The organism is Buchnera aphidicola (Pemphigus immunis), assembly GCF_964059115.1.
Lineage (GTDB): Bacteria > Pseudomonadota > Gammaproteobacteria > Enterobacterales > Enterobacteriaceae > Buchnera_C > Buchnera_C aphidicola_C.
The window spans coordinates 487,807-507,424 of record NZ_OZ060408.1 but is presented as its reverse complement, the minus strand read 5'-3'; the positions used below and the strand labels follow the sequence as shown (position 1 = coordinate 507,424).

The following is a 19,618-nucleotide window of genomic DNA, read 5'->3' as shown; positions in this document are numbered from 1 at the left end:
GGAGAATAAAATAATGCGCCATAGAAAAATTAGTTGTCGATTAAATCGTAGTCCTAATCATATAAAGTCAATGTTTCGAAATATGGTATGTTCTTTATTACATCATGAATTAATAAAAACAACTGTAGCTAGAGCAAAGATATTACGTAGAATAATAGAACCATTAATTACTAAATCTAAAATAGATAATGTTAAAAATCGTAGGTTTATATTTTCTAAAATCAGGAATAATGAAATGGTTAATAAGTTATTTACTGATTTAGGACCATTTTTTTTGAATCGTACAGGTGGTTATATTCGTGTATTAAAATTTGGATTCAGGGAAGGAGATAGATCACCTATCGCATATTTACAATTTGTAGATAGAAAAAAAGTAAAATCTAAAATAGTAACTAAAAAGTAAAATTTTTATTGTAAATAAAAATGTTTTACTCTAATGTTTTTAACATTTTTGGTTATTAATAATAACAAACGGCATTTTATGCCGTTCTGTTTTTGTAAGGATTTTTTAAAATATGAATTATTTATTTTTATTATTTTTTATAAGTTTTATATTATGAAGATAATTATCCTTGGAGCTAGTCAAGTTGGTATTAATATAGCAGAATTTTTACTAATTGAAAATAATGATATTACGATAGTAGATAAAAATGAATCATCTTTATTTCAATTGCAAGATAGATTAGATTTACGTGTTGTTGTAGGTTATGAATCACGTTTGGAAGTGTTACGTGAAGCAGGAGCGGAACAAGCTGATATATTAATTTCTGCTACTTGTTCTGATGAAATGAATATCATAGCATGTCAAATTGCGAATTCTTTCTTTTCTATTCCAAAGTGTATTGCAATTCTTAAATCAACAGACTATATAGAAATAGAAGATAAAATTTTTCCTGAAAATCAAAAGTATATTAATTGTTTTATACATCCAGAAAAAATGATAATAAAAAATTTAATCGATTTTATAGAATATCCAGGAATATTAAAAGTCATTTATTTGTTTAATGGTACTATAGTTTTATCTTTATTAAGAATATTTGATAATAGTAATTTAGTTGGTTTTTCTATTTTTGATATAAAAAATAAATTTTCTGGAATCGATTTTTTTATTCCTATTATTATTCGTAATGGAAGACCATTTTTTTCTATTAATTCTACTATTTTTAAATTTAATGATGAATTTTTTATTTTGTGTTTAAGTAAAAATTTTTTGGAATTAATAAAACAGTTAAAAAATATTAAACAAACAGAAAATAAAAATATTATGTTAGTTGGTGGAGGTAATATAGGATTTGGTGTAGCCCATAGTTTAGAAAAAAAATATAATATAAAGATATTAGAATTAAATAAAAAAAGAGCTAAGATGATATCTAAAAATTTAGAATATTCAACAGTATTATTAGGTGATGCTTCTGATATTAAGTTGTTTGCTGAGGAAGACGTTGGGAAAATGGATATTTTTATATCATTAACTAATAATGATGATACAAACATTATATCTAGCATAGTTGCAAAAAAGATGGGATCAAAACAATCTTTAGCTTTAGTAAAAAATAAATTTTATTTTGAATTAATAGATTTTTCTAAAGAAATCGATGAAATTATTTTTCCTCAAGAAATTATTATATCTGAATTATTAAATCAGATTAGATCATCGAATATAATTAGTTTATTTTTATTTGATAAAAGTAAAATGGAAGTTATTGAAATTATTGTTAGGAAAAAAAATGATTCTAGTTTTATTATGGGTTCCTTATTATCAGAAATTACCTTACCACCTGGTATAATAATCTTTGCAATTATTAGATATAATAATCTTATTATTTTTGATCATTTTGATGATATACGGATAGAAGAAGCAGATCATATCATTATGTTATGTACCGATAGAGTTAGTGTTAAAGTTATTGAGACATTATTTTAAAATATTTTTATAATATTTAATATCGAGTATTTATTAATTTATAATTATAAGTAATGCAATTACTAATTTAATATTTTTCCAGGTATGAACCATTTTTTTTTGGAATTAAGAAAATTTAGTACTGACATTGTTTTTTTTCCAGACATTTGTAATTTTGTGATATTTAATATTCCATTTTTTGTGTTAATTTGAATTCCATTTTTATTAGCTGATATAATTTCTCCTATTTGTTTTTTTTTATTTGAGTTATGAATTACATTAGCTTGCCAAACTTTAATTAATTGATTATGAATTCTAAAAAATGCTGATGGCCAAGGATTGAAAGCTCGGATTAATTGTTCTAATTTTATAGCGTGGTTGTTCCAATTTAATTTTCCTTGTTCTTTTTTTATTTTACTTGCGTAAGTAACAGATATGTTGTTTTGTATTTTGTATTCACAAGTGTTTAACAAACATTGATCTAACACAATTAACATTGTTTCTATTCCAATTGCAATTAATTTTTTTTCTAAACTGAAATAAGTTTCATTTAGAGAAATAGAACAACTTGTAGAATATAATATTTTTCCTGTATCGATACCTTTGTCCATTTTAATTATGCTGATACCGGTTTTTTTATCTCCACTTAAAATAGCCCATTGAATTGGTGCAGGTCCTCTCCAACGTGGGAGTAATGAAGCATGAACATTAATACAACCTAATGGGAATAGGTTTAATATTTTTTCTGGTAGTATGATACCATAAGCTACTACTAACATAATGTCTGCATTTAGTTTTTTTAATATGTTTTGTATTTCTGAATTATTAAGAGTAACAGGTTGAAATACTGGAATATAACTTTTTTTAGCTAATATTTTTACAGGAGAAAAACAATTTTTTTTTCTATTAAAGGAAGAATCTGGTTTTGTTAATACTGCTAAAATTTGATGTGGAGATTTAAGTAATGCATGTAGATGCTCTGAAGCAAAATTGGATGTACCTGCAAAAATAATTTTTAGTTTCTTATATTTGTTTATATTTTTTTTTGAGTAATAAATCATTTTTTTTTGCCATTTTTTTTATTTTTTTCTGTATATTTCTTCGTTTTAATAATGATAAATGGTCTATAAATAATTTTCCAATAAGATGGTCCATTTCATGTTGAATACATATAGATAAAAGAGAATTTGTTTGTATTTCTTTTTTTTCTCCAAAATTGTCTAAGTAATTTATTTTTATGTATTCATGTCTCGTGATGATAGCACGTTGTTTAGGAATAGATAAACAACCTTCTTCTACTTTTTTTTCGCCACTAGTACTGATTATTTCAGGATTAATTAGAACTAAAGGTTTATTATAATTGTGAATATTACTAATAACAATTATTTGTAAAGGAATGTTAACCTGTGTTGCCGCTAATCCTATTCCTTCTTCAGAATACATAGTTTCGAACATGTCATTTACTATATTTTGAATATTATTATTTATTTCTTTAACAGGTTTAGCAGTGATCCTTAAATTTTTGTCTGGATATTGTAGTATTTTTAAAATAGTCATATAATTTTATATATTAATTTTTAAGTAATTTTATTATTTTATATTTTTTTTTTATTAATTGGTAGATAAGAAAAACATATTTTTATAAATAATATTGTTTAATGTTTATTATTTACATTAATATTTTTTATATATATTATGTTTTTTATATACTTTTTTTATACATATATTTTTTATGAATATAAAATGGTAATAATAATTTTTTAATATTTTTAGGAGACTATATATTATAGATATAATTTTCAGTATTTTACTATATAAAATATATTTTATAAAGTATAATGTTTCTATAAAAAATATCGAGTATTATTAAAGATAATTTTTTAAATAAAAAAGTTTAATTTTAGTAAAAATGTATTTTATTTTTATTAAATATTTGTATATAAATTATTTTATTATATATTTTTAGTAATAATATTATTCAACATTTTTAAAATAATATTTAGATATTAATATTATTTTAATTTTTTTAAAACCAATTTTTTTCGGGGATACAATGTTTGACGTATTAATATACTTGTTTGAAACATATATTCATAATGAAATAGAAATTTTTATTGATCATGATAAATTAGCAAGTGATTTAATGGATATAGGATTTCAAAAAAAAGATATTTATAATGCTCTCATTTGGTTAAAAAGATTAGTTAATTATCAGAGTGAATCAACAGTTCCAGTACCTTCAGTTTCTGATAAATTTCCTGTACGTATTTACACCAAAGAAGAATCTCAAAGATTAAATTTCGATTGTAGGGGATTTTTATTGTTTTTAGAACAATTACAGATTTTAAATTTAGATACTCGTGAAATAGTAATAGATAGTGTTATGGCGTTAGATATCGCAGAATTTGATTTGGAAGAATTAAAGTGGGTGGTATTAATGGTTTTATTTAATATACCGAGTTGTATCGATGCTTATAGCAAACTGGAAGATATGTTATTTAATGTCAATGAAGAATTTATTTTACATTAATATTTTTATTTTAAATTTTTTAAAAAATATTAAAATATACTGATAATATATTTTTTTATATAGTATATTTTTTATATAATTTTTATAAGGATTAGTTTATAAAATAGAATATATTTTTATTAAAAGTTAAAATTAATGTTATACCATTGCATGGTAGATGTTTATTTGAATAAATTTAAAATATAATTTTATAAAACCGATTATTTATTTTATTGAAAATAAATATTTTTATCTTTATTTTTTTATAAAATTAGTTACAAAATTTAAATATTAGCATTTTAATGTACCGAGATAATAAGGAATTTTAACATATATTTTAATCTATAGTTCTATTTTTAATCAAAATTAACATGGTTTTTTTAATATTTTTTAGTAAAGAGATAGGATTATGATTAAAATAAAAAAAAATTCTTTTTCTGTTTTTGGTAATCCTATAACTCATAGTCGATCACCTAAAATTCATGATTTATTCTCAAAAAATACTGGAATTGTACATCATTATTCTGCGATTCATGTGCCTTTAGGGAAGATAGAAAATGTATTAGGTTTTTTTTTTCACATGGTGGTAAAGGTGGCAATATTACGTTACCTTTTAAAGAAAAGGCACTTAATTTTTGTCATCAATTAACTGAAATAGCAGAAATTTCTGGAGCAGTAAATACCTTAAAAAGATTAAAAAATGGGAAAATATTAGGAGAGAATACAGATGGAATAGGTATATTAAATGATTTAAAAAGATTAAAATTTATTAAAAATAAATATAATATATTAATATTCGGAGCTGGTGGTGCAGCTAAAGGTATTATTTTACCATTATTATTATTTGGTAGTCATATATTTATTACCAATAGAGACATGAATAAAGCAGAAGATATAGAAAAAAAATTTAAAAATTTTGGAAAAATCACTTCTGTTAAATTGGATAATTTTAAAAAAAAAATTAATCTTATTATTAACGCTACATCTAGTGGAATATATGGTTTATCTCCTGTATTTCCTGATTTTATTGTTTCTTCTGATACTTATTGTTATGATATATCTTATCATCCTCCGATAACACCTTTTTTATCGAGGTGTAGAGATTTAGGTGCAATAAATGTTGCAAATGGAATAGGTATGTTAGTTAGTCAAGCTGCGTATTCTTTTTTCCTTTGGCATGGTATATTACCTGAAGTGATTCCTGTAATTAATTTTTTAAATATCGATAATAAATAAAAATATTTTTTAAATGAATGATAATTATTTAATATGATTAAAATTATTTAAAATGATAAAAGTAATAAAAAAACCTTGACTCTTTTATCTCATTCTGTAACATATAGATTGTATTTTAAATATATATGTTTTATATATCGAATGTTTTAGTTTTTTAGTCCCTTTCGTCTAGAGGTCTAGGACATCGCCCTTTCACGGCGGCAACAGGGGTTCAAATCCCCTAGGGGACGAAAAAAATAAAATTATTTCTGTACTATATAATGTAGATATGTTATTCTTAATCTGTTTTTGACATAGTTAATAAAACTAAGCATAAAGTTCTTTAAAAATTTGGAAAACAAGCATATATAAACTTATAATTAAGACATCTGTGGGTTGTAAGGTTAAGCAAATAAGCGTACATGGTGGATGCCTTGGCAGTTAGAGGCGATGAAGGACGTGCTAATCTGCGAAAAGCGTCGGTAAGTTGATATGAAGCGTTATAACTGACGATTTCCGAATGGGGAAACCCGATACTTTTAATATAGTATCATTACTAACTGAATAAATAGGTTAGTAAAGCAAACCGGGAGAATTGAAACATCTAAGTATCCCGAGGAAAAGAAATCAATCGAGATTCCCTTAGTAGTGGCGAGCGAAAGGGGAACAGCCCAGAGCTATAATCAATATAATTTTCAGTAGAATATTTTGGAAAAAATAGCGATACATGGTGATAGCCCAGTATATAAAAAGAATTATTTTGTGGGCTCAAAAAGTAGAACGGGACACGAGAAATCCTGTTTGAATATAGGGGGACCATCCTCTAAGGCTAAATACTCCTAACTGACCGATAGTGAACTAGTACCGTAAGGGAAAGGCGAAAAGAACCCCGGCGAGGGGAGTGAAATAGAACCTGAAACCATGTACGTACAAGCAGTAGGAGCTTATATTCTTTAATTTAATAAGTGACTGCGTACCTTTTGTATAATGGGTCAGCGACTTGTATTCTGTAGCAAGGTTAACCGTATAGGGGAGCCGAAGGGAAACCGAGTCCTAAATAGGCGTTAAGTTTCAGGATACAGACCCGAAACCCGGTGATCTAGCCACGGGCAGGTTGAAGGTTAGGTAAAACTAACTGGAGGACCGAACCGACTGATGTTGAAAAATCAGCGGATGACCTATGGCTAGGGGTGAAAGGCCAATCAAACCGGGAGATAGCTGGTTCTCCCCGAAAGCTATTTAGGTAGCGCCTCGTGAATTCATCTACGGGGGTAGAGCACTGTTTCGACTAGGGGGCCATACCGGCTTACCAAACCGATGCAAACTCCGAATACCGTAGAATGTTATCACGGGAGACACACAGCGGGTGCTAACGTTCGTTGTGGAGAGGGAAACAACCCAGACCGCCAGCTAAGGTCCCAAAGTCATAGTTAAGTGGGAAACGATGTGGGAAGGCATAAACAGCCAGGATGTTGGCTTAGAAGCAGCCATCATTTAAAGAAAGCGTAATAGCTCACTGGTCGAGTCGGCCTGCGCGGAAGATTTAACGGGGCTAAACTATGCACCGAAGCTGCGGCAGCAATAATCTTTATTTATTTGCTGGGTAGGGGAGCGTTCTGTAAACCAAAGAAGATGTATTGTGAAATACATTGGAGGAATCAGAAGTGCGAATGCTGACATGAGTAACGATAAAACAAGTGAAAAACTTGTTCGCCGAAAAACTAAGGTTTCCTGTCCAACGTTAATCGGGGCAGGGTAAGCCGACCCCTAAGGTGAGGTCGAAAGGCGTAATCGATGGGAAACAGGTTAATATTCCTGTGCTTTGTATTACTGCGAAGGGGGGACGGAGAAGGTTAAGTTATCCAGGCGACGGTTGTCCTGGTTTAAGCGTGTAGGTATAAAGATTAGGCAAATCCGGTCTTTTTTAATCTGAGGCGTAATGACGAATCATTAAGGTGATGAAGTAACCTATACCACGCTTCCAAGAAAATCCTCTAAGCATCAGGTAATATAGAATCGTACCATAAACCGACACAGGTAGTTAGGTAGAGAATACTAAGGCGCTTGAGAGAACCTGGGTGAAGGAACTAGGCAAAATAGTGCCGTAACTTCGGGAGAAGGCACGCTGGAATGTAGGTAACAGAATAAACTTCTAGAGCCGAATCCAGTCTAAGACATCAGCTGGCTGCAACTGTTTATTAAAAACACAGCACTGTGCAAACATGAAAGTGGAAGTATACGGTGTGACGCCTGCCCGGTGCCGGAAGGTTAATCGAAGGGGTTAAAGGAAACTTGAAGCTCTGGACTGAAGCCCCGGTAAACGGCGGCCGTAACTATAACGGTCCTAAGGTAGCGAAATTCCTTGTCGGGTAAGTTCCGACCTGCACGAATGGCGTAATGATGGCCAGGCTGTCTCCACCTAGGACTCAGTGAAATTGAAATTGCTGTGAAGATGCAGTGTACCCGCGGCAAGACGGAAAGACCCCGTGAACCTTTACTATAGCTTGACACTGAATATTGATTTTTAATGTGTAGGATAGGTGGGAGGCTATGAGTATTAAACGCTAGTTTAATAGGAGCCGTCCTTGAAATACCACCCTTTAAAATTTAGTTTTCTAACCTAGTGCCGTAATCCGGCATAGAGACAGTGTCTGGTGGGTAGTTTGACTGGGGCGGTCTCCTCCCAAAGAGTAACGGAGGAGTACAAAGATTGGCTAATCACGGTCGGAAATCGTGAGATTAGTGTAAAGGCATAAGCCAGTTTAACTGTAAGCGCGATAGCGCGAGCAGATGCGAAAGCAGGTCTTAGTGATCCGGTGGTTCTGTATGGAATGGCCATCGCTCAACAAATAAAAGGTACTCCGGGGATAACAGGCTGATACCGCCCAAGAGTTCATATCGACGGCGGTGTTTGGCACCTCGATGTCGGCTCATCACATCCTGGGGCTGAAGCAGGTCCCAAGGGTATGGCTGTTCGCCATTTAAAGTGGTACGCGAGCTGGGTTTAGAACGTCGTGAGACAGTTCGGTCCCTATCTGCCGTGGGCGTTGGAAGATTGAGGGGATCTATTTCTAGTACGAGAGGACCGAAGTGGACGTATCACTGGTGTTCGGGTTGTCATGCCAATGGCATTGCCCGGTAGCTAAATACGGAAAAGATAAGTGCTGAAAGCATATAAGTACGAAACTTGCCCCAAGATTAGTCTTCCCTGAAACATTATTGTGTTTACTGAAGGGTCGTTGAAGACTACGACGTTGATAGGCTGGATGTGTAAGCATAGTGATATGTTGAGCTAACCAGTACTAATGACCCGAGAGGCTTAACCTTACAACACCAGAGGTGTTTTTATTAATAAGTACGTATGTTCTTGTTATCTAAATTTAAACACATTTTTTATTTTAAAAATGCCTGGTAATAATAGTGTTATGGTACCACCTGAAACCATTCCGAACTCAGAAGTGAAACATTTCAACGCCGATGGTATTACGGGGTTTCCCCGTGTGAGAGTAGGAAATTACCAGGCAACACATAAAAAACAACCAAGGATAAATTTATCCTTGGTTGTTTTTTATGTGTTGCCTGATATTATCATAAAATAATTAATATTTTATATGAGTAGTTTTATTTATACTTTTAAATAGAATTTTTTATTTATAATAATAAGCAACATTTTTAAAAATAATTTTTCTATTAATACAGAAAAACTTCTAAAATTTTTTTATTAACTTGTTGTATTAAGTTAGTTTTATTTTCATGTAAAGGTAATGTAGATGTCCAAGATTAAAGGTAATGTTAAGTGGTTTAATGAATCTAAAGGTTTTGGTTTCATTACTCCTGAAGATGGAAGCAAAGATGTATTTGTTCATTTTTCAGCTATCCAAAGCAACGGATTTAAAACTTTGACAGAAGGTCAAAGTGTTGAATTCGAAATTACCGAGGGAGCAAAAGGACCATCTGCTGCTAATGTAATTAGTTTATAAATTAATATATATTAATATTATATTAATTTAATTTCATTGTATAGTGCAGTGCTATTTAGCACTGCACTATTTTTTTATGTAGCATATTTAATTGTTGATAATTTTTTATTTTTAATTTTAAGTAATTATCAAATTAACGGATATTTTTATTTTAAAAATAAATAATTTTTATAAAACCATACGTACAATATTAATTTGACTTAATTCACGGTATAAAGTTTCTATTTGAGAAAAATTTTTAGCACATATTGAAATAGAAATAGAAAGATAATTACCTTTGTTACTAGATTTTATTTGAGGTATATAATCTCCAGGTAATCTAAATTGTATTACTTGTACTATTTTATCAATTAGTTCTGGTTTTGCTAAACCAATTATTTTATAAGTAAATGAACAAGGAAATTTTAACATTTTTTCTAATTTTGTTTTCATTTTTATTCCTTTTTGTTTTTTATATTTATAATATTATTTTAATATTTTTTAATTAAAAAGAATTAATATTTTAACTATTGATAAAAAATTATTTTAATATTAATTATTAAATAAATGATTAATAATTTTTTCATGTAACAAGAATTTCTATTAATAATAAAATGATTATAAATGTTCTCTTAACATGGAATATTTATATATTATTTTTATAAATAAGGATATTGAAATCAAATTTTTAATCTTTAATAATATAATTATTATTTTATATATACAAATGAAGAAAATTATGATTTTATGTTTTTTAAATGAATTATATATTTAATACCAATATTAACAAAAAGTTTTGTTAATGTATTTTTACATATGTATATGTAAATTAAGTGTATTATATATGTAATATACATATTTAATATGTGTGATTTATTTTTAATAAAATTTTACTTTTTTGATATAAAAATATCTTTATACAAAATGTATATTTCAATTGATATGAAAGAAGTGATATTATTTTGGTTGATAATTTTAAGTTTTATTTTTTAAAAGAGTGATTTTTAAAAAAATTTTTAATGATTTATTAAATAGAGATGCGGTTATGTTAAAAATTTTTAATTCATTTACTAGAAAAAAAGAATATTTTAAACCTATTTTTTCTAAAAAAGTGAGTATGTATGTTTGCGGAATAACAGCTTATGATTTTTGTCATATTGGTCATGGAAGAACATTTATTATATTTGATGTTATAGCCCGTTATTTTCGTTACTGTAGATATCAATTAAAATATGTTAGAAATATTACAGATATTGATGACAAAATTATTCATGCTTCTTATAGAAAGAAAGAAAATATTAATTCATTTACTAATCGAATAATCGAACAGATGAATCAGGATTTTAAGTCATTAAATATTTTATCTCCAGATATAGAACCAAGAGTAACTGAATATATAACATTTATTATTTCTATGATTTCTGATTTGTTAAAATTAAATCATGCTTATATATCTAAAGATGGAAATGTAATATTTTCTGTTGATAGTGATATTAATTACGGGATGTTGTCTAGACAATCTTTAAATTATTTGAAATTTAGTGATAGAATAAAAAAAATAAATGTTATAAAACAAAATAAGTTAGATTTTGTTTTATGGAAAATATCTAAAAAAAATGAACCTTATTGGAATTCTCCTTGGGGAAAAGGGAGACCTGGATGGCATATTGAATGTTCTGCCATCAGTAAAGCTATTTTAGGTGATACATTTGATATTCATGGGGGTGGTTCAGATTTATTATTTCCTCATCATGAAAATGAAAGATCGCAGTCAATGTGTGCGAATAAAAGTATTTATGTAAATTATTGGATACATACAGGTATGGTTATTCTTAATAACAAAAAAATGTCTAAATCTTTAAACAATGTATGTATTTTAAAAGATATTTTGCGTAATTATGAAGCTGAAATTGTTCGATATTATTTATTATCAACTCATTATAGGCATCCTTTGTATTATTCAGAAGAAAATTTAAAAATATCTAGTCTTTCTTTAATACGACTTTATAGAGCTTTAAAAAATACAAATGTTAGTAATACAATTATTTATAATTCTATTTTTGAGTTAGAATTTAAAAAAGCTATGGATGATGACTTTAATACACCTTTGGTATTATCTATTTTTTCAAAAATAGCCAGTCAAATTAATTTTTTTAAGAAGAAGAAAGATTTTATAGAAGTGAACAAATTAGCATCAATATTAACATTTTTAGGCAGAGAATTGGGATTATTAATGCATAATTCGGATGATTTTTTAAAAAATATGTCTAATTATACACCAAAACAAATAAAAGAAATAGAAATATTATTAGATATGCGAGATAATTTTAGAAAATTAAAAAATTGGGAAAAAGCAGATAATCTTCGTAAAATTTTATTAAGTTTAGGTATTATTATCGAAGATGATAAAAATAAAACTTTTTGGTATTGTGTGAAAAAATTATAGAATTTTTATATATAGATAAAAGTATTGATAAAAAAATTTATTTACATTTTATGTTTATTTTAATCATCGTGATATGTTTCACAAGCATATAAAGTATTTTGTAATAATGAGGTTACAGTCATGGGTCCTACTCCTCCTGGAACAGGAGTTATGTAAGATGCTTTTAAATATACGGATGAAAAATCGATATCACCGACTATTTTCCCGTTATTAAGTTTATTAATTCCTACGTCGATAACTATTGCTCCTTTTTTAATCCATGTTCCATTGATAAAATTAGGTTTGCCAACTGCTACAATTAACAAATCAGCATTTTTTACATAATTTTTTAAATTTTTTGTAAATCTATGTGTAACGGTAGTGGTACAACCGGCTAGTAATAATTCTAGACTCATAGGTCTTCCAACTATATTTGATGCGCCAATGATTACGGCATGTAATCCATAAGTATTAATATTATATTTTTTTAATAAAGTCATAATCCCTAGCGATGTACATGGTCTTAATGTAGGTTTTTTTTGACAAAGACATCCTATATTATATGGATGGAATCCATCTACATCTTTTTCAGGTAAAATTTTACTAACTATGTTCATAGTATTGATATGTTCAGGAAGAGGAAGTTGTATTAAAATTCCATCTATTCTATTATCTTTATTTAATAAATCAATTAAATTTAATATTTTTTTTTCAGAAGTTTGAATTGGTAAATTCCAATTTTTTGAAATAAATCCTACTTTTTTACAAGCAAGTATTTTTTTATTAACATAAACTTCAGAAGAAGAATTATTTCCTATTAAAATAACTGCTAAACCGGGAATTCTTTTTCCTGTTTTTAATCTTTTTTGTACTTTTTTTAAAATATTTAGTTGTATAGAATTAGCTATTTTATTACCATCTATGATGTTAGCGAAGGACATAAGAGTGCTCTTTCAGTATGTGAAATATGATATTTAAAATTGGTATAATAGTAATTATTTTTTATAAAATAGATTTTTAATTTAAATTATATGAATAATTATTTTACATATACATATAAAATATATAATATATATGATATAATAATTTAATTATTTTTAATAAAATTATGCACCCTTAGCTCAGTTGGATAGAGCAACAGCCTTCTAAGCCGTAGGTCACAGGTTCAAATCCTGTAGGGTGCACCATATCATATTACATTAAATTTATTTTAATAAATTATTTTTTATAATATTTTCTATATTTTTTTTTATTTCAAGAGTTGTATAGGAAGCGTCTATTTTATAATATTTTATATTACTTAATTTTGTTGTATGTTTATAGTATTTTATTAAAGGTACAGTAAATTTTTTATATTCTTTTATTCTTTTTTTTATTTTCTCTTCTTTATCATCGTCTCGAATGGTTAATGGTTGTCCTGTAATATTATCTTTATTTTCTATAATAGGTGGATTAAAAATTATATGATATACTCTACCTGATTCAACATGTATCCTTCTTCCTTGAATTCTTTCTAATATTAATTTTTCTGTCAGTGAAAATTCGATAATAAAGTCTATTTTTATATTTATTTTTTCTATGGCGTTGGCTTGGTTTACAGTACGAGGAAATCCATCTAATAAAAATCCTGGATTACAGTCTTTTTTTTTAATTCTTTTTTTTATTAATTGAGTCACAATATTATCATCAACTAATTTTCCGCAGTTTATAATTTTTTTTATTTTTTTGCTTAACTCAGTTTTTTTTAATATTTCATTTCTTAATAGATCACCTGTAGATATTTTAGGAATGTTATACTGATCTGTAATCCATTGAGCTTGAGTTCCTTTTCCTGTCCCAGGGGCACCAATAAAAATAATACGCATTATTATTAGTTCCTAAAATTACTAATTATTTTATTATATAATATATTTGCTATTTATATTTACACTTCTTGATTAATAAGTAATTTATTAATTCTATTAATAAATTGATTAGGATTATCTAAATTTCCTTTTTCAATTAGTAAAGCTTGTTCTAATAATAATTGTATCCAGTCATACAGTAAAATATCGTTTTTTATACTCATTATTTTTTTTACTAAAATATGATTTGGGTTAATTTCAAATATATATTTTATTTGAGGAACTTTTTGTCCAGCTGCTGAAAATAATTTTGCCATTTGGGTAGTCATTTCATTAACATCTGTTAATACTACAGCAGGAGTATCTATTAATCTATGTGTGAAATGTACATCTTTGACTTGATCTTTAAGTATTTCTTTTACTTTTTTTATAAAAATTTCAGAACTTATTTCTGAACAATTTTCTTTATTTTTATCTTCTTTTATTAATTTATTTAATGATTTATCGATTTTACTAATGGATTGAAATTTTTTTTCCTGAAATTCTGTTAAATAGTTCATCATCCATTCATCAATACGGTCAGAAAGTAGAAGAACATCTATTCCTTTTTTTCTAAAAAATTCTAAATGAGGACTACTATTAGCTGACAGATAACTATCAGAGGTAATATAGTATATTTTTTCTTGTTCTGGAATCATATTTTTAACATAATCATTTAATGATAATGTTTGTTCTGGACTATTAGTTTTAATTGAAGAAAATCTTAAAAGATTAGAAATAGTGATTTTATTTACGGTATCTTCAGCAGGTCCTTCTTTAAGAACTAATCCAAATTGATTCCAAAATATTTTATATTTTTTATCATCATTTTTTGCTAATGATTCCAACATTTGTAAAATTCTTTTCGTTAGTGCTTGACGTAAATTATGTGCAATACGATTGTCTTGTAATATTTCTCGTGATACATTTAAAGGCAGATTATTAGAGTCTATTAAACCACGTACGAATCTTAAATAGTTAGGTAAAAAATGTTCTGTATTATCCATTATATATACACGTTTTACATAAAGTTTTAATCCATGTTTATTTTCTCTGTTCCATATATCCCAATTTGCTTTTTCTGGAATATATAATAAACTTGTATATTCGTTATTTCCTTCTACATGATTATGACTCCATATTAGAGGGTCGTTAAAATCGTGAGTGATGTGTTTATAAAATTCTTTATATTCTTTTTCAGTAATATTATTTTTTTTTAAAGTCCATAAAGCTTGTGCTTTATTAATTTGATCCCAGGTACCAATTTTCTTTTTTTCATCATAATTGAATATTTTTACAGGTACCGATATATGATCTGAATATTTATTAACTATATTGCGAATTTTCCAGGTATCTAAAAATTCTTTTTCTTCTGATTTTAAAAATAAAACAATTTCTGTTCCTGTTTCTTTTTTAATAATTTCTTTAACTGTATATTCTCCATTTCCTGATGATTCCCATTGAACTCCTATTTCTTTATGAGTGGTTGCAGAACGAGATCGAACGATGACTTTACTTGATACAATAAATGATGAATAAAAACCCACACCAAATTGTCCTATCAATTGATGATCTTTTTTTTCTATTAAATCAATAAATTCTTTGGTTCCTGATTTTGCGATAGTACCTAAGTTTTCTATAATTTCTTGTCTGTTCATACCAATACCATTATCACTGATAGTTAAAGTATTATCTTTTTTATCAATTGAAATGTTGATTCCAAAATTAGTATTGTTTTGATATAGTTCAGGTGAAGAAATAGCTTTAAATCTGAGTTTATCTATTGCATCGGAAGCGTTAGATATTAATTCTCTAAGAAAAATTTCTTTATTAGAATAAAGCGAATGTATCATTAAATGAAGCAGTTGTTTTACTTCTGATTTAAATATGTATTTTTCTTTTTTTTCAATATTCATATATTTATTCCAATTTATATATATATGTGTTTTTTGTAATTACTTACAGACAATAAGATTGTAGTACTTATATATTATATTTTTAATGTTTTATAAAGGTAGATTGAATTCAGGAGGTAAATTTACTCCAGTTGAAATAGATGCCATTTTTTTTTTGTGGGCTTCAGAAATTCTTCTTTCAGCATCATTAAATGCAGCTGCAGTTAAATCTTCTAATATTTCTTTGTTATCTTTTAATAAACAGGGATCTACTTCTACTTTTTTACAATTATGTGCTCCATTAATAGTAACTTTAACTAATCCTGCTCCTGCTTCTCCTGTAACTTCCATATTGGTAATTTCTTTTTTTATTTTTGCCATTTTTTCTTGCATTTTTTGTGCTTGTTGCATTAGATTACCTAATCCATTTTTAGTAAACATATTATTCTTCTTTAATTAAATTTGATTTTTAAAATAAAAAATTTATTGGAATTATTTTACCATATTTTTTTATTTTAATGAAAAAAATATTTTTATATTAATGGAACCTTAATGCAATTTTTCTAGAAAATTTTATTTTATAGTATGTATACATATTGTAAATTTATAATTATATTTTATAACTTTTTTTTATCCTAATTTTTTTTGTTAAAATTATCTATAACTATGTGATTAAAATTGTATTAGTTTTTACATTTAATGTTCTTAATAAAATCATTTCTACGCCAATTTTGTAATTAGGTGCCATGTATAGTTCTTTACGACCTAATATTAACATTTTATAGTAAGACTGAATGTCTTTATGATCCATAGTATTTGTTATTTTTAATAACAAATTGTTTTCAGTTTTATTGTAAAGATTATTATTCCATAATGATGGAATATTTTTTAACATAGTTATGTGATGTAAAGTTCTTAAAATTTCAATTACTATTTTTTCCCAATTACTTCCTTGTAAATTTAGTGAATGAAGTGATGAGATAATTTTATGTGCATCTTTTTTTAATATGGCTATGGTTAAATTTAAAGATTGCGTTTTATCGATAGTTCCTAACATGTTGGTAACGTTAGTAATAGATATACTTCCTTGTCCTATAGATATTGCTTGTTCAATTAAATTTAAAGCGTCTCGTAAACTTCCAGAAGCATTGTGAGATATTATTTTCAGGGATTTTGTATCATAAATTATTTTTTCATTATCTAATATTTGTTTTATCTTTGTATATATTTCTTTAGGTGTTAATTCTTTTAAGTTAAATTGTAAACAACGTGAAATAACAGTTTTTGGAATTTTTTCGGGGTTTGTTGTAGCCAAAATAAATTTAACATGTTTAGGTGGTTCTTCCAAGATTTTAAGAAGCGAATTAAAACTATGTCTTGATAACATATGAATTTCATCGATTAAGTAAATGATAAAACGACCTTGTATAGGTGAATATTGAATATTATCTAATAGTTCTTTAATATCTTCTACTTTCGTTTTGGATGCTGCATCTATTTCTAATAAATCAAGAAAAATACCTTTTTCTATATTTTTACAATTAGAACATGTTCTACATGGTTTAGGTGTAATTCCGTATTCGCAATTTAAACTTTTAGCTAGTAATCTTGATAAAGTTGTTTTTCCTGTCCCTTTTGGTCCATAAAATAACCAAGCATGATGAATTTTACCAATAGATAAAGCATTTGATATAGCGGTTAATACATATTCATGACCAATAACTTGATCAAAAGATTGGGGTCTCCATTTTCTTGCCAGTACTTGATAATGCTTCATATACATACAATGTTATTATAGAATGTTTTATCCTAACATAATATTATATTGTTTTTATAGTAATGATTTTTAATTTGAACAATTAATTCAAAAATAAACTTGCAATTTATATTTTTTTAGGTAATTATAGTTACGTTATAAATTTATTTTTTAATTTTTTGGTACTCTATTAGCGGTTTAGTACTGTATATTTAAAAACTTGGTCAGATTTGGAAAAAAGCAGCCATATTAAGTTATCAGGTACATAAATTTAGCTAATAGAGTCTGTTTTATGATTATAATCATATATTTTTTAAAATCTTATTTGATTGGGCTTGATACATATTCCAGTATTTACCTTTTTTGTTTATTAATGTTTTATGGTTCCCTTCTTCAATTATTTTTCCTTGATTTAATACTACTATTTTATCTGCTTGCATAATAGTAGATAGTCGATGAGCTATTACTACCAGAGTAGCAAATTTTTTTACTGATAATAATGTTTTTTGTACATTTTTTTCAGTTTCTGAATCTATATTTGCAGTAGCTTCATCGAGAATTAATATTTTAGGATGAATAATTAATACTCTGGCAATTGCTAACAATTGTTTTTGTCCGATAGATAAATTGTTGCCTCTTTCCCGTAAATTTTCGTGTATTCCTTTTGACATCGATTGTACTAGATTAGCTAATTGTACTGTTTCTAATATTTGCCAAATTTTATTTTCCGATATGTTTCGCCCAAGTGTTATATTTTTTAAAACAGTATCTGCTAGTATTAATGGTTCTTGTTGAACTATAGAGATTCCTTTTCTTAAAGTTTTGTGACTTAGAGAATGAATAGGACGTTTATCTATATATATTTCTCCTTGATAAATAGGATAGTAACCCATAATTAAATTAGCAAGAGTGCTTTTTCCACTTCCTGTATGTCCGATAAATGCAGTAAAACTTTTGGAAGGTATGGTGATATTAATATTATTTAAAACATTAGATTGTTTTTTTTTATAACTAAAATTAAGATTTTTAATTTGAATTAAACCGCTTTTTAGATATGTATAGTCAGATCCATAAATTTGTTTTGGTGTATCAATTAATTCGAAAATTCTTTCTCCTGCAACAATAGCTTGTTGTAATATAGATTGTTGCGTAGTGATGGCTATCAAAGGTTCGTTTAATCTTCCTAAATAACTTATAAAGGCATATAAAATGCCTACTTCAAATACATTTACAGAAAAAAATTTGAATGATGTAATTAAACCACATAAAACAATAGCTGAAAATAAACTTAATAGAGGTCTCAGTAGTAATCCATCCAATCTTAAAATTTTCATACGGGATAAATAGTGTAAATTACTGGTTTTTTGTATAGATTTTTGAAATTTAGATTCTTGACTGAATTGTTGAATAATTTGCATTCCATTGATGATTTCGTTAAATTTATTGTTTATGTGTTCTACATATTCTCTAACTTTTCTTAAGATAGGAGTGCTTTTTTTTTGATAAAATAACATTACAATTATTACCATTGGAAAAATGATAGTTGCAATACTAGCCATATGCCATTCGAGAGTAAACATAGCAAATAATGTTACAATGATTAACACTACGCTACGAAATACTGTGGCTATTACTGTATCATAAAGTTCTTTAACTATTTCTGTATCGTTAGTAATTCGAGATATAATTTGTCCTATAGGTTGAGTATCAAATACATGTAATGGTTGTTTTAAAGCTGATTTAATGACATCTAATCGCAAATTTTGAACAATGTTTACGGCAGTTTTATTAAAAATGATAGTTTGAAAGTAATTTAAGATTACAGAAGTTATTTGTAATATTAAAAAGATAATGATTAATGATAACGTTAATACGTTATTAACATTATGGGGTACAATAATGTGATTTATAAAATAACTGATTAATATTGGTCCTAATACTTCAGTAATTGATGCTGTTAATAAACAGAAAAAAGCTATGATTAGCTTTTTTCTCCAAATTTTAATATATTTTAATAAACGTTTGAGAACTGTCCAAAATCTTATTAAATTAGGAGTATTATTTAATAACATA

The 19,618-nt window shown here is 26.8% G+C and carries 14 protein-coding genes, 2 tRNA genes, 2 rRNA genes, 1 other RNA gene and 1 pseudogene; 11 read left to right on the top strand and 9 right to left on the bottom strand.

Features of this window, described 5'->3' with window-relative positions; translation table 11 throughout:
- Nucleotides 1-13: 13 nt before the first annotated feature.
- Both rplQ and trkA read left to right on the top strand, forming a co-directional pair.
- Nucleotides 14-403 carry a 50S ribosomal protein L17 gene (gene rplQ / locus AB4W77_RS02165; protein WP_367681365.1) on the top strand — a complete coding sequence of 130 codons (390 nt, stop codon included), beginning with the start codon at nucleotides 14-16 and terminating at the stop codon, nucleotides 401-403.
- Between the two features lie 153 nt (nucleotides 404-556).
- Nucleotides 557-1,924: a Trk system potassium transporter TrkA gene (gene trkA, locus AB4W77_RS02160; protein WP_367681364.1), complete on the top strand. Its 1,368-nt coding sequence runs from the start codon at nucleotides 557-559 to the stop codon at nucleotides 1,922-1,924.
- Nucleotides 1,925-1,986: 62 nt separating this feature from the next.
- Here the strand turns inward: trkA and fmt are convergent, their stop codons facing one another.
- Nucleotides 1,987-2,964, bottom strand: a complete 978-nt coding sequence (gene fmt / locus AB4W77_RS02155; RefSeq protein WP_367681363.1) for a methionyl-tRNA formyltransferase — start codon at nucleotides 2,962-2,964, stop codon at nucleotides 1,987-1,989.
- The gene (def, locus tag AB4W77_RS02150) at nucleotides 2,927-3,460 is read right to left on the bottom strand and encodes a peptide deformylase (protein WP_367681362.1); all 534 of its coding nucleotides are present in this window, start codon (nucleotides 3,458-3,460) and stop codon (nucleotides 2,927-2,929) included. The genes fmt and def overlap by 38 nt, the downstream gene beginning before the upstream one ends.
- Nucleotides 3,461-3,956: 496 nt before the next feature.
- On the opposite strand from def, the gene AB4W77_RS02145 reads away from it, so the two are divergent.
- From AB4W77_RS02145 to cspE, 6 genes and pseudogenes are all read left to right on the top strand, one after another.
- Nucleotides 3,957-4,433, top strand: coding sequence for a DUF494 family protein (locus AB4W77_RS02145; RefSeq protein ID WP_367681361.1), 477 nt, complete (start codon nucleotides 3,957-3,959; stop codon nucleotides 4,431-4,433).
- A 388-nt stretch (nucleotides 4,434-4,821) separates the two neighbouring features.
- Nucleotides 4,822-5,648, top strand: a pseudogene (aroE, locus tag AB4W77_RS02140) (shikimate dehydrogenase).
- A gap of 157 nt (nucleotides 5,649-5,805) precedes the next feature.
- A tRNA-Glu gene (locus AB4W77_RS02135) sits at nucleotides 5,806-5,878 on the top strand.
- A gap of 151 nt (nucleotides 5,879-6,029) precedes the next feature.
- Nucleotides 6,030-8,954: ribosomal RNA gene (locus AB4W77_RS02130) — 23S ribosomal RNA — on the top strand.
- Nucleotides 8,955-9,034: 80 nt separating this feature from the next.
- A 5S ribosomal RNA gene (rrf, locus tag AB4W77_RS02125) occupies nucleotides 9,035-9,150 on the top strand.
- A 247-nt stretch (nucleotides 9,151-9,397) separates the two neighbouring features.
- Nucleotides 9,398-9,607 (top strand): transcription antiterminator/RNA stability regulator CspE, encoded by a 210-nt coding sequence (gene cspE, locus AB4W77_RS02120; RefSeq protein ID WP_265196743.1) that lies wholly within the window; start codon nucleotides 9,398-9,400, stop codon nucleotides 9,605-9,607.
- A 168-nt stretch (nucleotides 9,608-9,775) separates the two neighbouring features.
- Here cspE and ybeD read toward each other — a convergent pair whose 3' ends face one another.
- Entirely contained in the window at nucleotides 9,776-10,039 is a 264-nt protein-coding gene (gene ybeD / locus AB4W77_RS02115; RefSeq protein WP_367681360.1) for a DUF493 family protein YbeD, read from the bottom strand.
- Nucleotides 10,040-10,631: 592 nt separating this feature from the next.
- Here ybeD and cysS point away from each other — a divergent pair.
- Nucleotides 10,632-12,032 (top strand): cysteine--tRNA ligase, encoded by a 1,401-nt coding sequence (cysS, locus tag AB4W77_RS02110; RefSeq protein WP_367681359.1) that lies wholly within the window; start codon nucleotides 10,632-10,634, stop codon nucleotides 12,030-12,032.
- Between the two features lie 59 nt (nucleotides 12,033-12,091).
- Here the strand turns inward: cysS and folD are convergent, their stop codons facing one another.
- A complete protein-coding gene (gene folD / locus AB4W77_RS02105) occupies nucleotides 12,092-12,952 on the bottom strand; it encodes a bifunctional methylenetetrahydrofolate dehydrogenase/methenyltetrahydrofolate cyclohydrolase FolD (RefSeq protein ID WP_367681358.1) in 861 nt (286 codons plus the stop codon).
- A gap of 169 nt (nucleotides 12,953-13,121) precedes the next feature.
- Here folD and AB4W77_RS02100 point away from each other — a divergent pair.
- A tRNA-Arg gene (locus AB4W77_RS02100) sits at nucleotides 13,122-13,198 on the top strand.
- Between the two features lie 18 nt (nucleotides 13,199-13,216).
- On the opposite strand, the gene adk is transcribed toward AB4W77_RS02100, so the two are convergent.
- The 4 genes from adk to dnaX all read right to left on the bottom strand — a co-directional run bounded on the left by adk (nucleotide 13,217) and on the right by dnaX (nucleotide 17,566).
- The gene (gene adk, locus AB4W77_RS02095) at nucleotides 13,217-13,876 is read right to left on the bottom strand and encodes an adenylate kinase (RefSeq protein WP_367681357.1); all 660 of its coding nucleotides are present in this window, start codon (nucleotides 13,874-13,876) and stop codon (nucleotides 13,217-13,219) included.
- A gap of 59 nt (nucleotides 13,877-13,935) precedes the next feature.
- Nucleotides 13,936-15,804: a molecular chaperone HtpG gene (gene htpG / locus AB4W77_RS02090; RefSeq protein WP_367681688.1), complete on the bottom strand. Its 1,869-nt coding sequence runs from the start codon at nucleotides 15,802-15,804 to the stop codon at nucleotides 13,936-13,938.
- Between the two features lie 96 nt (nucleotides 15,805-15,900).
- Nucleotides 15,901-16,230 (bottom strand): YbaB/EbfC family nucleoid-associated protein, encoded by a 330-nt coding sequence (locus tag AB4W77_RS02085; RefSeq protein ID WP_367681356.1) that lies wholly within the window; start codon nucleotides 16,228-16,230, stop codon nucleotides 15,901-15,903.
- Nucleotides 16,231-16,453: 223 nt separating this feature from the next.
- The gene (dnaX, locus tag AB4W77_RS02080) at nucleotides 16,454-17,566 is read right to left on the bottom strand and encodes a DNA polymerase III subunit gamma/tau (protein WP_367681355.1); all 1,113 of its coding nucleotides are present in this window, start codon (nucleotides 17,564-17,566) and stop codon (nucleotides 16,454-16,456) included.
- Nucleotides 17,567-17,733: 167 nt separating this feature from the next.
- Here dnaX and ffs point away from each other — a divergent pair.
- Nucleotides 17,734-17,829: signal recognition particle sRNA small type (ffs, locus tag AB4W77_RS02075), an RNA gene on the top strand.
- A gap of 18 nt (nucleotides 17,830-17,847) precedes the next feature.
- On the opposite strand, the gene AB4W77_RS02070 is transcribed toward ffs, so the two are convergent.
- On the bottom strand, nucleotides 17,848-19,617 hold the full coding sequence (locus tag AB4W77_RS02070) for a SmdB family multidrug efflux ABC transporter permease/ATP-binding protein (RefSeq protein WP_367681354.1): 1,770 nt from the start codon (nucleotides 19,615-19,617) through the stop codon (nucleotides 17,848-17,850).
- Between the last annotated feature and the right edge of the window lies 1 nt (nucleotide 19,618).

Excerpts from the sequence above, each read along its gene's own strand:
- cysS (WP_367681359.1), top strand. The coding sequence starts at position 10,632 with ATGTTAAAAATTTTTAATTCATTTACTAGAAAAAAAGAATATTTTAAA.
- cspE (WP_265196743.1), top strand. The coding sequence starts at position 9,398 with ATGTCCAAGATTAAAGGTAATGTTAAGTGGTTTAATGAATCTAAAGGT.
- trkA (WP_367681364.1), top strand. The coding sequence starts at position 557 with ATGAAGATAATTATCCTTGGAGCTAGTCAAGTTGGTATTAATATAGCA.
- AB4W77_RS02085 (WP_367681356.1), bottom strand. The coding sequence starts at position 16,230 with ATGTTTACTAAAAATGGATTAGGTAATCTAATGCAACAAGCACAAAAA.
- AB4W77_RS02145 (WP_367681361.1), top strand. The coding sequence starts at position 3,957 with ATGTTTGACGTATTAATATACTTGTTTGAAACATATATTCATAATGAA.
- AB4W77_RS02070 (WP_367681354.1), bottom strand. The coding sequence starts at position 19,617 with ATGTTATTAAATAATACTCCTAATTTAATAAGATTTTGGACAGTTCTC.
- rplQ (WP_367681365.1), top strand. The coding sequence starts at position 14 with ATGCGCCATAGAAAAATTAGTTGTCGATTAAATCGTAGTCCTAATCAT.
- fmt (WP_367681363.1), bottom strand. The coding sequence starts at position 2,964 with ATGATTTATTACTCAAAAAAAAATATAAACAAATATAAGAAACTAAAA.
- folD (WP_367681358.1), bottom strand. The coding sequence starts at position 12,952 with ATGTCCTTCGCTAACATCATAGATGGTAATAAAATAGCTAATTCTATA.
- adk (WP_367681357.1), bottom strand. The coding sequence starts at position 13,876 with ATGCGTATTATTTTTATTGGTGCCCCTGGGACAGGAAAAGGAACTCAA.
- def (WP_367681362.1), bottom strand. The coding sequence starts at position 3,460 with ATGACTATTTTAAAAATACTACAATATCCAGACAAAAATTTAAGGATC.
- ybeD (WP_367681360.1), bottom strand. The coding sequence starts at position 10,039 with ATGAAAACAAAATTAGAAAAAATGTTAAAATTTCCTTGTTCATTTACT.
- dnaX (WP_367681355.1), bottom strand. The coding sequence starts at position 17,566 with ATGAAGCATTATCAAGTACTGGCAAGAAAATGGAGACCCCAATCTTTT.